The 13,668-nt window shown below is 64.3% G+C and carries 12 protein-coding genes; 11 read left to right on the top strand and 1 reads right to left on the bottom strand.

Annotated elements, in window-relative coordinates; translation table 11 throughout:
- The first annotated feature begins 6 nt into the window (after positions 1-6).
- Positions 7-1,353 carry a glutathione-disulfide reductase gene (gene gor / locus J2X38_RS09765; protein ID WP_310253564.1) on the top strand — a complete coding sequence of 449 codons (1,347 nt, stop codon included), beginning with the start codon at positions 7-9 and terminating at the stop codon, positions 1,351-1,353.
- Between the two features lie 61 nt (positions 1,354-1,414).
- Positions 1,415-2,401 carry an aldehyde reductase gene (locus J2X38_RS09760; RefSeq protein WP_310253562.1) on the top strand — a complete coding sequence of 329 codons (987 nt, stop codon included), beginning with the start codon at positions 1,415-1,417 and terminating at the stop codon, positions 2,399-2,401.
- Positions 2,402-2,533: 132 nt separating this feature from the next.
- Here J2X38_RS09760 and J2X38_RS09755 read toward each other — a convergent pair whose 3' ends face one another.
- Positions 2,534-3,943 (bottom strand): short-chain fatty acyl-CoA regulator family protein, encoded by a 1,410-nt coding sequence (locus tag J2X38_RS09755; protein WP_310253560.1) that lies wholly within the window; start codon positions 3,941-3,943, stop codon positions 2,534-2,536.
- A gap of 204 nt (positions 3,944-4,147) precedes the next feature.
- Between J2X38_RS09755 and J2X38_RS09750 the strand changes: the two genes are divergently transcribed.
- From J2X38_RS09750 to J2X38_RS09710, 9 genes are all read left to right on the top strand, one after another.
- A complete protein-coding gene (locus J2X38_RS09750; RefSeq protein ID WP_058538543.1) occupies positions 4,148-5,680 on the top strand; it encodes an acyl-CoA carboxylase subunit beta in 1,533 nt (510 codons plus the stop codon).
- A gap of 125 nt (positions 5,681-5,805) precedes the next feature.
- Positions 5,806-6,555: a hypothetical protein gene (locus tag J2X38_RS09745; RefSeq protein ID WP_310253557.1), complete on the top strand. Its 750-nt coding sequence runs from the start codon at positions 5,806-5,808 to the stop codon at positions 6,553-6,555.
- Between the two features lie 21 nt (positions 6,556-6,576).
- Positions 6,577-7,035, top strand: coding sequence for an OsmC family protein (locus J2X38_RS09740; RefSeq protein ID WP_310253555.1), 459 nt, complete (start codon positions 6,577-6,579; stop codon positions 7,033-7,035).
- Positions 7,032-7,469 carry a methylmalonyl-CoA epimerase gene (gene mce / locus J2X38_RS09735; protein WP_310253553.1) on the top strand — a complete coding sequence of 146 codons (438 nt, stop codon included), beginning with the start codon at positions 7,032-7,034 and terminating at the stop codon, positions 7,467-7,469. Before J2X38_RS09740 ends, mce begins: the two co-directional genes overlap by 4 nt.
- Before the next feature lie 191 nt (positions 7,470-7,660).
- Positions 7,661-9,808, top strand: a complete 2,148-nt coding sequence (scpA, locus tag J2X38_RS09730) for a methylmalonyl-CoA mutase (RefSeq protein WP_058538547.1) — start codon at positions 7,661-7,663, stop codon at positions 9,806-9,808.
- The gene (locus tag J2X38_RS09725; protein WP_310253550.1) at positions 9,805-10,251 is read left to right on the top strand and encodes a hypothetical protein; all 447 of its coding nucleotides are present in this window, start codon (positions 9,805-9,807) and stop codon (positions 10,249-10,251) included. The genes scpA and J2X38_RS09725 overlap by 4 nt, the downstream gene beginning before the upstream one ends.
- 20 nt (positions 10,252-10,271) lie before the next feature.
- Entirely contained in the window at positions 10,272-11,297 is a 1,026-nt protein-coding gene (gene bioB, locus J2X38_RS09720; RefSeq protein WP_310253548.1) for a biotin synthase BioB, read from the top strand.
- A complete protein-coding gene (locus tag J2X38_RS09715) occupies positions 11,294-11,638 on the top strand; it encodes a hypothetical protein (RefSeq protein WP_310253546.1) in 345 nt (114 codons plus the stop codon). The genes bioB and J2X38_RS09715 overlap by 4 nt, the downstream gene beginning before the upstream one ends.
- A 1-nt stretch (position 11,639) precedes the next feature.
- A complete protein-coding gene (locus J2X38_RS09710; protein ID WP_310253544.1) occupies positions 11,640-13,646 on the top strand; it encodes an acetyl/propionyl/methylcrotonyl-CoA carboxylase subunit alpha in 2,007 nt (668 codons plus the stop codon).
- Positions 13,647-13,668: the final 22 nt, after the last annotated feature.

Below are 13,668 nucleotides of genomic sequence, written 5' to 3'. Positions count from 1 at the left end.
TTTTGAATGAGCGAGTTTGATTTCGACCTGTTTGTCATCGGCGCCGGGTCGGGCGGGGTTCGCGCCTCGCGCATCGCCGCGTCGCACGGCGCGCGCGTCGCGCTGGCGGAGGAGTATCGCGTCGGCGGCACCTGCGTCATCCGCGGCTGCGTGCCGAAGAAGCTGCTCGTTTACGGCGCGCATTTCGCCGAGGATCTGAAGGACGCGCGCCAATTCGGCTGGGACGTCCCCGACTGCAAGTTCGACTGGAATCGCCTCCGCGACAATGTGCTCGCCGAGGTCGACCGGCTCGAAGGCCTCTACGGCCAGACGCTCGACAATCACAAGGTCACGCTGTTCAAGACGCGCGCGACCGTGATCGGCCCGCAGAAGGTCCGCCTCGCCGACGGGCAGGAAATCAGCGCCGAGCGGATATTGATCGCGACCGGCGGCTGGCCGCACGTCCCCGAATTCCCGGGCAGCGAACATGCGATCACCTCGAACGAGGTCTTCCACCTCGAAACGCTGCCGAAGCGCGTCGTGATCGCGGGCGGCGGCTATATCGCCAACGAATTCGCCGGCATCTTCAACGAATTCGGCAGCAAGGTGACGATCGTCAACCGCGGCGACACGATCCTGCGCGGCTATGACGAGCAGATCCGCGACCGCTTGCTTCAGATCTCGATGACCAAGGGCATCGAGTTCAAGTTCAACGCGCCCTTCCAGTCGATCGAAAAGAATGACGACGGTTCGCTGACCGTCCATCTGGGGAATAGCGATCCGATCCAGGCCGACGCGGTGCTTGTCGCCGCGGGGCGCGTTCCGAACAGCAAGGGGCTCGGCCTCGAAGACATCGGCGTCGAACTCGACAAGGATGGCGCGATCAAGGTCGACGAGACGAACCAGTCGTCGGTGCCAAGCATCTTCGCCGTCGGCGACGTCACCAACCGCATCCAGCTCACGCCCGTCGCGATCCGCGAGGGGCAGGCGTTTGCGGACTCGGTGTTCGGCGGCAAGCCCACCGTCGTCGACTATGCCAATGTCCCGAGCGCGGTGTTCAGCCATCCGCCGATCGGCGCGGTCGGGATGACCGAGGCCGAGGCGCGCAACAAGCTCGGCTCGATCCGCGTCTACACCAGCGATTTTCGCGCGATGAAGAATGTCCTCGCGGGCCGCAACGAGCGCGCGCTGTACAAGATGATCGTCAACGCCGCGACCGACCAGGTCGTCGGCCTGCACATGATCGGCCCCGACGCGCCGGAAATCCTGCAGGCGGCGGCAATCGCCGTGAAAGCAGGCCTGACCAAGGCCGATTTCGACGCGACGGTCGCGCTGCACCCGAGCATGGCCGAGGAACTGGTGCTGCTGAAATAAGGTTTCGGCCCGCAACCCGCATGCGCTATCTTCCCCGCATAAGGAGCGAGGGGAGGCGCGCATGACGGGCACGGCATTGGTCACCGGGGGCAGCGGCTATATCGCGGGCTTCCTGATCCGGCAGCTGATCGAAAACGGCTGGACCGTCCACACGACCGTCCGCAACCTGAAACGCGAAGCCGAGGTGCGCGGCTGGCTCGGCGTCGACAACGGGAGGCTACGCTTCTTCGCCGCCGATCTCGAAAACGACGCTGGCTGGGCCGAGGCGATGGCGGGGTGCAGCCATGTCGCGCATGTCGCATCGCCCTTTCCGCTCGACGTGCCGAAACATGCCGACGAGCTAATTGTTCCGGCGCGCGAGGGCGCGCTCCGCGCATTGCGCTTCGCCAAAGCGGCAGGGGTCAAGCGGTTCGTCCTGACCTCATCGATGGCGGCGATCGCTTATGGTCATGGCAAAGGCCGCGACATCTATAGCGAAGCCGACTGGACCAATCTCGATAATCCCGAGGTCATGCCCTATCCGCGCTCGAAGACCGTCGCCGAACGCGCGGCGCGCGACTGGGCGAGGGCGGAGGGCGGCGGCATGGAGTTCGCCTCGGTCAACCCCGCCGCGGTGTTCGGGCCGTTGCTGTCGGACGACCTTTCGACCTCGATCGAGCTGGTGAAGCAATTGCTCGAGGGCAAGGTGCCGATGTGCCCCGACATCGGCTTCGGGATCATCGACGTCCGCGACGTCGCCGACCTTCACTATCGCGCGCTGACCGCGCCCGATATGCGCGATGAACGCTACGTCTGCTCGGGTCCATTCCTGAAGATGATCGATGTCGCGAACCTGCTCCGCGCGAACCTGGGCGAACAGGCGCGAAAAGTGCCGAAGCGGAAGATGCCCGACTGGCTGCTCAAGCTGCTCGCGCTGGTGCGTCCCGAACTCAAGCAGCTCGTCGCCGAACTCGGCAACGTCCGCGGCGGCGACAGCAGCCATGCGATGAAGACATTGGGATGGACGATGCGCCCGAGGAGGCGATCCTCGCGACCGCGCATAGTCTGATCGAGCGCGGGATCGTGAAGGTCTGAGAATCCCGCTCCCATTTATGGGAGGGGCTAGGGGAGGGCATGTCTGCCTCGCGCGAACTGTAACAGGCCCTCCCCCGACCCCTCCCGCAAGCGGGAGGGGAGAAGATCACCCGATCCGGTACGGCACCACGTCCCTGCGATCCGGATCGACCAAAATCGGCCGGTCGCTCGGCGGGAACGCACGCTGGTCGCAATCGTCGCGCGGACAGATGCGGCACGACAGGCCGATGCGCGTTGCCGCCTGCGGCGCGGCGACATCGACCCCGTCGGCATAGACGAAATCGCCCGCATATTGCGCCTCGCAGCCGAGCGCGACGGCGTATCGGCGCGGGCTGCGCGCATAGCTGCCCGACGGCTTCACCAACCCCTTCGCCATCGACACATAGCGCAGCCCGTCGGGCGTCTCGGCGAGCTGGAAGAGGATGCGGTCGGGGATCGCGGCGGCTTCGTGGACGATCCACAGCGGGCAGGCGCCGCCGAAGCGCGCGAACTGTAGCCGCGTCGCCGAATGCCGCTTGGTGATATTGCCCGCCATGTCGACGCGGCAGAAGAACATCGGGATGCCGCGCGCGCCGGGGCGCTGAAGCGTCGAAAGGCGATGGCACGCCTGTTCGAAGCTGACACCATATTGCATCCGCAGCCGGTCGATATCGTGCCGCACCGCGCGCGCGCTGGCGCGAAAGGGGGCATAGGGCATCAGCACCGCACCCGCGGCGTAGTTGGCAAGACCGACATGCAGCAATTGCCGCGCCGCCGCCGTCCGCAGCGGCGAGGCTTCGACGACCGCCGCAATCTCGTTCGCGAGCGCAAGCGCGGCGAGTTGGTGCGCGAGCTGGAAGCGCCGGCTTTCGGCGGGCTGCGACGGGTCGATCACCAGATGCCGCATCGTCGCGTCGAAATCGCGCAGCGCCTGCGTCTGGCCGTAGACGATCGAAATGCCGAGCGCGTCGCGCAGCCTGCGCTCGATCGTTTCGACGGGCGGCGAGGGGTCTCGCCCGCGCAGCTGGCCCGCCAGCGCCTCCGCCGCGCGGTCGATGCTGTCGACATAATTGCCTGCGTCGTGGAACCAGTCGCGCACCTCTTCCCACGGCAGGCGGCTGCCCTCGGCGGTGCCGCCGGTCAGCGCCTCGTCGATGATCTGCAATCGCTGCCCCGCGCGGCGATAGGCGGCGTGGAGCGCGACGAACTGGTCGGCGAGCTGCGGCTGTTGCAGCGCGGCGCGTTCGAGCTGTTCGGGGGCGAGCGGGGACGACGCGAAAAGCGGATCGGCGGCGGCTTCGCGAAGCGCCCCCGCGCGGCGGTCGCCGGCGTCCGCCGCGACTTCCTCCCATTCCAGCGGAAACAGCTTTTGCAGCCGGTCGAGCAGCGCCGGCGTCAGCGGGCGGTCATCATGCTCGATCTGGCTGAGGTAGGAAATGGAAATGCCGAGCCCGCCCGCAAAATCGGCCTGTTTGGCTCCCCGCGCGATGCGGAGTTCGCGGAGCTTTGCTCCGGCAAAAATGCGCTGCCGTGCCATCGAAATGCGCTCCATTGCGATGGGTGTCGAGCCGCCGCGGGGGTTTAGGGAGGGGTATTGCGACGTCTCGACACCCTTAAAACGAATGAGCGGACAATATACGGCTCTTTGCAAAGTATCAATTTACAACTTTGCAAATTCACATTTGCGTGGGCGGCGCAATCGGAGCAGACGACGCTCTTCCAAATCCAGTGGAGAGTCGCCTTGTCCGCCAATATCGCCGAAATGGAACGCCGCCGCGCCGCCGCCGCTCTGGGTGGCGGGCAAAAACGCATCGATGCACAGCACAGCAAGGGCAAGCTGACCGCGCGCGAACGGCTCGACGTGCTGCTCGACGAAGGCTCGTTCGAAGAGCTCGACACTTATGTCGAACATAACTGCACCGATTTCGGCATGCAGGACCAGATCGTCCCCGGCGACGGCGTCGTCACGGGCAGCGGCACGATCAACGGCCGTCTCGTCTATGTCTTCAGCCAGGATTTCACCGTCTTCGGCGGCTCGCTTTCGGAGCGCCACGCCGAGAAGATCATGAAGGTGATGGACAATGCGATGAAGGTCGGCGCGCCCGTCATCGGCCTCAACGACAGCGGCGGCGCGCGCATCCAGGAGGGCGTCGCCTCGCTCGGCGGCTATGCCGAAGTGTTCCAGCGTAACGTACTCGCATCGGGCGTCGTGCCGCAGATCAGCCTGATCATGGGGCCGTGCGCGGGCGGCGCTGTCTATTCGCCCGCGATGACCGACTTCATCTTCATGGTGAAGGACAGCTCGTACATGTTCGTCACCGGCCCCGATGTGGTGAAGACCGTGACCAACGAGGTCGTGACGCAGGAAGAGCTCGGCGGCGCGATCACGCACACGACCAAAAGCTCGGTCGCCGACCTCGCGTTCGAGAACGACATCGAGGCGCTGCTCGCGGCGCGCGATTTCTTCGACTATCTGCCCGAGAACAACCGCAGCGGCGTGCCGGTGCGCCCGACGAGCGACCCCTATGACCGCGCCGAGGCGAGCCTCGACACGCTGATTCCGCCGAACGCGAACCAGCCGTACGATATGCACGAGCTGATCCGGAAGACCGTCGACGAGGGCGATTTCTTCGAGGTGCAGCCGGCGCACGCCGCGAACATCATCTGCGGCTTCGGACGCATCGAAGGGCGCACGATCGGCATCGTCGCGAACCAGCCGCTCGTGCTCGCGGGCGTGCTCGACATCAACTCGTCCAAGAAAGCCGCGCGTTTCGTTCGCTTCTGCGACGCGTTCGAAATCCCGATCATCACCTTCGTCGACGTCCCCGGCTTCCTGCCCGGGACCGCGCAGGAATATAATGGCATCATCAAGCATGGCGCGAAATTGCTCTTCGCCTATGCCGAGGCGACGGTGCCGAAGATCACGGTGATCACGCGCAAAGCCTATGGCGGTGCGTACGACGTGATGGCGTCGAAGCATCTGCGCGGCGATTTGAACTATGCCTGGCCGACCGCCGAGATCGCGGTGATGGGCGCCAAGGGCGCGGTCGAGATCATCTTCCGCAGCGACATCGGCGACCCCGAAAAGATCGCGCAGCGCACGAAGGAATATGAGGACCGTTTCGCGAACCCGTTTGTCGCGGCGTCGCGCGGCTATATCGACGAGGTCATTCACCCGCACAATACGCGCAAGCGGATCGCGCTGGGTCTGCGCAAGCTTCGGAACAAGCAACTCGAAAACCCGTGGAAGAAGCACGACAATATTCCGCTCTGATCGCGGGGCGCGGATATTATCCGTGTGTGTGATGCCCGGCACATGAGAAATACCGGACTGGAGGCAAGGACGGGAGGCGGTTAGAACATGGCCGCCATGTCCTTGATTCCGAAAGAGGTTTGAAGATGCGTAAATTCCTTCTTGGTGCTCTGATTGCTCCCGCCCTGCTGGCTTCGCCGGCGGCGTTTGCGTTCGACCCCGATACCCCTGTCGGCGAGCCGAAACCCGCTTTTCCGGTGACGCTGGACAGCGACGAGAATAGCACCATCGGCCTCGCGTTCCGGACGGCTTTCGGGCTTCCGAAAGGGGCCGAAGCGACGGCCGCGCGCGAGATCGACGGGCGCACTTACACATTCCGCCCCGCCGCAATCCATCTGCTGCCGAACCGGGTCGGCGTGCTGTTGAGCCTCGGCAGCCTCGACGAAGCCGGGCACAGCGAGGGCGGGATAAACGCGATCCATTATCTGCAGGGCGGCGCGTCGGGTTGGCAGCGCAAGGGCGAGTGGCTGAACCTCGGTGCGGTCGGCTCGGTCGGCAATGCGGCAACCGCGTGGGGCTTCAGCGACGCGCTCGGCAAAAATCCCTATCTCGTCACCTCGGGCGGCGGCGTGTGGCAGGGCTGCGCGATCAGCAGCGCGACGTTGACCGAGCTGGCACCCGATGCACCGGTCGATCGCGGCAGCTTCACCGACGGCATGAGCTCGGGGGCCGGTCTGAACCAGAAGGAGCAGAGCTTCGACGGGCAGATCACCGCGGCCGTTCCCGACAAGAGCTTTACCGTCACCTATACGGGGACACGCGCGATCAAGCAGCAATATGTGCTCAAGAACGGCAAGTACGAACTGGTCGGCAAGGACCAGATTCCGGGGTGTTAAAGCGGATCCGAGGATAGGAAAATGGCAAAATATCACGCATTGATCGAATGGGAAGCGTCGGCCACCGACGATGTTCCGGGCGGCAAATACGGCCGTGGCCATCGTTGGACGTTCGATGAGAATGTGAGCGTTCCGGCGTCGTCGTCGAAGCATGTCGTGCCGCTGCCCTGGTCGGTCGAAGCCGCGGTCGACCCCGAAGAGGCGCTGGTCGCCTCCGCGTCGAGCTGTCATATGCTGACCTTCCTCTATCTCGCGGCCAAGGCGGGCTATGCCGTTCAATCCTATCGCGATGCCGCGGTGGGCACGATGGCGAAAGGCGATGACGGGCGCGTCCAGATAACCGGGGTCGAGCTTTCCCCCGATATCGAATGGCAGGGCGCGGCGCCCGACGCCGCAACGCTCGAACGCCTGCACCACGACGCGCATGACCAATGCTTTATCGCCAACAGCGTCAAATTCCCGATCGAGGTGGTGACATGAAACTCGGACGCCTCAACCATGTCGGCGTCGCGACGCCGTCGATCGCCGACAGCATCGTCTTTTACCGCGACGTGATGGGCGCGACGCAGATCCATGAGCCGTTCGACCTGCCCGAGCAGGGCGTCAAAGTGTGCTTCGTCGATACGCCCACCGACAGCGGCCTCAACGGCACACAAATCGAGCTGATCGAACCATTGCCGGGCAATGCGTCGATCGCGGCTTTCCTGCAAAAGAACCCCGCAGGAGGCCAGCATCATCTGTGTTACGAAGTGCCCGATATCCACGCCGCCAAGGCCGAGTTCGAGGGACAAGGCAAGCGCGTCCTCGGCGAACCGCGGATAGGGGCGCATGGGACGCTGATCTTCTTCGTCCACCCCAAGGATATGGGCGGGGTGCTGACCGAGATTATGGAGACGCCGAAGGAAGCGCATTGAACATTCTCCTCTCCCCTTGCGGGAGAGGAAAGTGAAGGTTGGGGACGTGTCCCCTACCGGAACTTGGAGAGGGGCGGGTTGCGAGCCGGTGGCTCACGCCCCCTCTCCCAGCTTCGACTAGGCGGCTGGCCGCCAAGTCTTCGCAACCCTCTCCCGCAAGGGGAGAGGGGGTTAGGGACAAGAGACTGCATATGACCGACAAGCCAACGCTGGGCCAATGGACCGCCGCCGCCGACAAGGAAGTGAAGGGCAAGGATCTCACCTGGGCGACGCCCGAGGGCATCGACGTCAAGCCGCTTTACACCGCCGAGGACGTCCAGACCGATCCCGGCCTGCCCGGTTTCGCGCCCTTCACGCGCGGTGTGCGCGCGTCGATGTATGCGGGCCGCCCGTGGACGATCCGGCAGTACGCGGGCTTCTCGACCGCCGAGGAATCGAACGCCTTCTATCGCCGCAACCTCGCCGCGGGACAGAAGGGCCTGTCGGTCGCTTTCGACCTCGCGACGCACCGCGGCTATGACAGCGACCACCCGCGCGTCGTCGGCGACGTCGGCAAGGCGGGCGTCGCGATCGACAGCGTCGAGGATATGAAGATCCTCTTCGACGGCATTCCGCTCGACCAGATGTCGGTCAGCATGACGATGAACGGCGCGGTGATCCCGATCCTTGCCTTCTTCATCGTCGCGGGTGAGGAGCAAGGCGTCGATCGCAAGCTGCTCGACGGCACGATCCAGAACGACATCCTCAAGGAGTTCATGGTCCGCAACACCTATATCTACCCGCCCGAGCCGAGCATGCGGATCATCTCGGACATCTTCGGCTACACCAGCCGCGAGATGCCCAAGTTCAACAGCATCTCGATTTCGGGCTACCATATGCAGGAAGCCGGCGCGACGCAGGTGCAGGAGCTTGCCTTCACGATTGCCGACGGCGCTGAATATGTGCGCTACGGCGTCGCATCGGGCCTCGATATCGACAAGTTCGCGGGACGCCTGTCCTTCTTCTTCGCGATCGGCATGAACTTCTTCATGGAGATCGCCAAGCTGCGCGCTGCGCGCGTGCTCTGGCACCGCGTGATGACCAACCTCGGCGCCAAGGACGAGCGCTCGAAGATGCTGCGCACCCATTGCCAGACCTCGGGCGTCTCGCTCACCGAGCAGGACCCGTACAACAATGTCATGCGCACGACGATCGAAGCGATGGCGGCGATGCTCGGCGGCACGCAGTCGCTCCACACCAACGCGCTCGACGAGGCGATCGCGTTGCCGACCGATTTCTCCGCCCGCATCGCGCGCAACACGCAGATCGTCATCCAGGAAGAAACCGGGATGACCAAGGTCGTCGACCCGCTCGGCGGCTCTTACTATGTCGAGGCGCTGACGCAGGAACTCGTCGACAAGGCGTGGGAGATCATCGAGCGCGTCGAGAAGGAAGGCGGCATGGCGAAGGCCGTCGCCGCGGGCTGGCCGAAGGCGATGATCGAGACCGCCGCCGCCGCCCGGCAGGCGCGCGTCGACCGCGGCGACGATGTCATCGTCGGGGTAAACAAATATCGCCTGAAGGACGAGGATCTGCTCGAAACGCTCGAGGTCGATAATGCCAAGGTGCGCGAGGGGCAGATAGCGCGGATCAACCGCATCAAAGCAAGCCGCGACGAGGCGGCATGTGCTGCGGCGCTCAAGGCACTCCGCGACGGTGCGGCGCAGCCTTCGAGCATCGAGAACAACCTGCTCGCACTCGCCGTCGAAGCGGCGCGCGCCCGCGCGACGCTCGGCGAAATCTCATCTGCGATGGAAGAAAGCTTCGACCGGTACGGCACCCAGCCGACTCCGGTGAAGGGCGTCTATGCGGCGCCCTATGAAGGCGACGATCGCTGGCAGCAGGTGCTCGACGGGGTGAAAGCGGTCGAACGCCGGATGGGGCGCAAGCCGAAGCTGCTCGTCGCCAAGATGGGGCAGGATGGGCACGACCGCGGCGCCAATGTCATCGCGTCGGCGTTCGGCGACATGGGCTTCGACGTCGTCTCCGGCCCGCTGTTCCAGACCCCCGACGAAACCGTCGTGCTCGCGCTCGAAAGCGGCGTCGATGTCGTCGGCGCGTCGAGCCTCGCCGCGGGCCACAAGACCTTGATCCCCGAACTGATCGGCAAGCTCAAGGAAGCGGGCAGGGGCGACATCAAGGTGATCGCGGGCGGGGTCATCCCGCCGCAGGACTATCAATATCTCCGCGACGCGGGCGTGCAGGGGATCTATGGGCCCGGCAGCAATGTGGTCGAATGCGCCGCCGACGTGCTGCGCCTGCTCGGCCACAATATGCCGCCGCTGGAGGATGCCGCTTGAACCGATCGTTTCGCCTGATGATCGCCGGACTTGGCGCCGTCGCGGCGGTTGCTGCGCACGCCGAGCCCGCGAGCCGTCCAAGCGAATATCGCAAGGATGTCGCGGTCGAGTTCATCTATCGGCAGCAGATCGACGATGTCTATTTCACCGACTGGAACGGCCGCCTCGAAAAGAGCGACGGCCCTTGGCGCGACATCTATTTCGAGACGAGCGACAAATATGTGAACAAGGGGCTGATCCGCCTCAACTGCGACGATCCCGAAGCCGATATCGACTTCACCCTCTATGGCGTCGGCGAATATGGCGGCGCCGAAACCGGGCGGCAGGTGACGATCAGCTACGGCGACCGCCGGCCATGGGCCGACGGCAATTATCAGGACATGTCCGGCGAAACGCCGACGATCGAATTTTACGGCGCCGCGCTCGAGCGCTTCTGCAAATAACATCAAAGGGCCGATAATCCATGAACCTCTCCCAACCTGCAACGCAAGACGATCAGCCGCGGACCGACTGGACGCGCGAGGAAATCGCCGAACTGTTCGACCTGCCGTTCGACGAACTGATGTGGGAGGCGCAGGGCGTCCACCGCCGCCACCATGCGCGCGGCGAGGTGCAGCTTTGCACCTTGCTCAGCATCAAGACCGGCGGCTGCGTCGAGGATTGCGGCTATTGCTCGCAGTCGAAGAGCGCGGACAGCGGATTGAAGGCGACCAAGCTGATGGACGTCCGCGCGGTGCTGCAATCGGCGGCGCAGGCGAAGGATTCGGGCTCGAAACGCTTCTGCATGGGTGCCGCGTGGCGCAACCCCAAGGAGCGTGACATGCCCGCGATCGTCGAGATGATCGAGGGCGTGCGCCAGATGGGCATGGAAACCTGCATGACGCTGGGCATGCTGACCAAGGAACAGGCGCAGACGCTCGCGGTCGCGGGGCTAGACTATTACAACCATAATATCGACACGAGCCCCGAAAATTACGAGAATATCATTTCGACGCGGACGTTTCAGGACCGCCTCGATACGCTCGAGGAAGTCCGCAATGCGGGCATCAACGTCTGCTCGGGCGGCATCGTCGGGCTCGGTGAGACGCGCAGCGACCGCGTCGGCTTCATCCACGCGCTCGCGACGCTCGAACGCCACCCCGAAAGCGTGCCGGTCAACGCGCTGGTCCCGGTGAAGGGCACCGTGCTCGGCGACATGCTCGCCGACACCCCGCTCGCGAAGATCGACGATATCGAGTTCGTCCGCACGATCGCGGTCGCGCGCATCACCATGCCCAAATCGATGGTCCGCCTGTCGGCGGGGCGCGAGAGCATGTCGGAGGCGACGCAGGCGCTCTGCTTCATGGCGGGCGCGAACAGCATCTTCACCGGCGACAAGCTGCTCACCACCGGCAACCGCGGCGACAATGCCGACGCGGCGTTGTTCGCGAAGCTGGGGCTGCGCCCGATGGACAGCGAAGAGCCGATGCGGATGGAGGCGGCGGAGTGAGTGCGGTCGATTGGGAGACTTGGCTAGTTGAAGGCGAGGGTGATCGAGTGATCCTGAAGAAGGCTGCCGAAGGCACGCAATCGCTTACCCGACTTGAACAACTGACCTACGATCTTTGGGTTGCCGACTACGGTATGCGCAACGCAGGCGATCTTGAGACTGCGGCCGACTTGCATCCATCATTTCAGGAAGAGGCAGCTCGGATTGCGAGCGAATTGAACTTGGCCAAAACAGCCGAAGCCTTTGGGCTTCCGCGGAGCGACTTGGAAGCCTCCTACTTTGAGCGCTTCGACGCAATTTGCAGCGAAATTGCCGCAGCAGCGGAACAAGGACCGGAATAAAATGTTCAAGAAAATCCTGATCGCAAACCGCGGTGAAATCGCCTGCCGCGTCATCAAGACCGCGCGGCGCATGGGCATCGCGACCGTTGCCGTCTATTCGGACGCCGACGCGCGCGCGCCCTTCGTGCAGATGGCCGACGAAGCCGTCCATATCGGGCCATCGCCCGCGTCAGAATCCTATCTGATCGCCGACAAGATCATCGCCGCATGCAAGGCGACCGGCGCCGAGGCCGTGCATCCGGGCTATGGCTTTCTGTCCGAGCGCACCAGCTTTGCCGAGGCGCTGGCAAAGGAAAATATCGCCTTCATCGGCCCGCCGGTGAAGGCGATCGCCGCGATGGGCGACAAGATCGAGTCGAAGAAGCTCGCGAAGGAAGCGGGCGTCAACGTCGTCCCCGGCTTCGTCGGCGAGATCGACGATACCGAACATGCGGTGCGCATCTCGAACGAGATTGGCTATCCGGTGATGATGAAAGCGTCCGCCGGCGGCGGCGGCAAGGGCATGCGCCTCGCCTATGACGAAAAAGACGTCCGCGAAGGCTTCGAGGCGACCAAGCGCGAGGGGCTCAACAGCTTCGGCGACGAACGCGTCTTCATCGAGAAGTTCATTCTCAACCCGCGCCACATCGAGATCCAGATCCTCGGCGACCAGCACGGCAACGTCCTCTACCTCAACGAGCGCGAGTGCAGCATCCAGCGTCGCCACCAGAAGGTGGTCGAGGAAGCGCCATCGCCCTTCGTCACCGAAAAGATGCGCAAGGCGATGGGCGAGCAGTGCGTCGCGCTGTCGAAGGCGGTCGGCTACTATAGCGCGGGCACGGTCGAGCTGATCGTCTCGGGCGCCGATCCGACGGGCGAGAGCTTCTATTTTCTCGAAATGAACACGCGCCTGCAGGTCGAGCATCCGGTGACTGAAGCGATCACGGGCATCGACCTCGTCGAACAGATGATCCGCGTCGCGGCGGGCGAGAAGCTCGAGATGACGCAGGATGACATCAAGATCGACGGTTGGGCGATCGAAAACCGCGTCTATGCTGAAGACCCGTACCGCGGCTTCCTGCCCTCCACCGGGCGGCTCGTGCGCTACCGCACCCCCGTTCCGGCATGGGAAGGCGACGAGCGCGGCGTCGACGGCGTGCGCGTCGATGCCGGGGTCGAGGAGGGCGGCGAAGTGTCGATCTTCTACGACCCGATGATCGCCAAGCTGGTGACGTGGGGGAAGACGCGCGACGAGGCGGCCGACCTGCAGATCACGGCGCTCGACCGGTTCGAACTCGAAGGTCTCGGCCATAATATCGATTTCGTCTCGGCGATCATGCAGCACCCGCGCTTCCGCTCGGGCGAGCTGACGACGGGCTTCATCGCCGAGGAATATCCCGAAGGCTTCCATGGCGCGCCGACCGACGCCGATGTCACCCGCGCGCTTGCCGGGATCGCTGGCTTCATGGCAAGCGCCGAGGCCGATCGCGCGCGCCGCATCGACGGCCAGCTCGGCGACCGGCTCGAGCCGCCCGCCAAATGGCAGGTCACGATCGATGGCACGGCATACAAGGTCAAGGTCGGTGAGAAGCATATCAAGGTCGAAGGCGACCGGATCGACATCGCGCTCGAATATACGCCCGGCGATCGCCTCGTCGTCGCCGAGATCGACGAAACCGAGCTCGCGGTAAAGGTCGCGAAGACGCGCACCGGCTGGAAGATGACGACACGCGGGCATATCCACGACGTCCGCGTGTTGCCTTGGCATATCGCGCCGCTCACCGCGCATATGATCGAAAAGATCCCGCCCGATCTGTCGAAATTCCTCATCTGCCCGATGCCGGGGCTGCTCGTCACGCTGCACGTCGGCGAAGGCGACAAGGTCGAGGCGGGCCAGCCGCTCGCAACGGTCGAGGCGATGAAGATGGAAAATATCCTCCGCGCCGAAAAGGCGGGCGTCGTGAAGACGGTCAACGCCGCGCAGGGCGACAGCCTCGCGGTCGACGCGGTGATTTTGGAGATGGAATAACCACTTTCGTCATTCCCGCGAA

The organism is Sphingopyxis sp. BE235, assembly GCF_031457175.1.
Classification (GTDB): Bacteria; Pseudomonadota; Alphaproteobacteria; order Sphingomonadales; family Sphingomonadaceae; genus Sphingopyxis.
The sequence above is the reverse complement of the archived record's forward strand: the minus strand, read 5'-3'. Positions and strand labels throughout refer to the sequence as shown.

Coding starts and splice junctions, on each gene's coding strand:
- J2X38_RS09745 (WP_310253557.1), top strand. CDS start 5,806: ATGCGTAAATTCCTTCTTGGTGCTCTGATTGCTCCCGCCCTGCTGGCT.
- J2X38_RS09760 (WP_310253562.1), top strand. CDS start 1,415: ATGACGGGCACGGCATTGGTCACCGGGGGCAGCGGCTATATCGCGGGC.
- J2X38_RS09755 (WP_310253560.1), bottom strand. CDS start 3,943: ATGGCACGGCAGCGCATTTTTGCCGGAGCAAAGCTCCGCGAACTCCGC.
- bioB (WP_310253548.1), top strand. CDS start 10,272: ATGAACCTCTCCCAACCTGCAACGCAAGACGATCAGCCGCGGACCGAC.
- gor (WP_310253564.1), top strand. CDS start 7: ATGAGCGAGTTTGATTTCGACCTGTTTGTCATCGGCGCCGGGTCGGGC.
- J2X38_RS09740 (WP_310253555.1), top strand. CDS start 6,577: ATGGCAAAATATCACGCATTGATCGAATGGGAAGCGTCGGCCACCGAC.
- mce (WP_310253553.1), top strand. CDS start 7,032: ATGAAACTCGGACGCCTCAACCATGTCGGCGTCGCGACGCCGTCGATC.
- scpA (WP_058538547.1), top strand. CDS start 7,661: ATGACCGACAAGCCAACGCTGGGCCAATGGACCGCCGCCGCCGACAAG.
- J2X38_RS09710 (WP_310253544.1), top strand. CDS start 11,640: ATGTTCAAGAAAATCCTGATCGCAAACCGCGGTGAAATCGCCTGCCGC.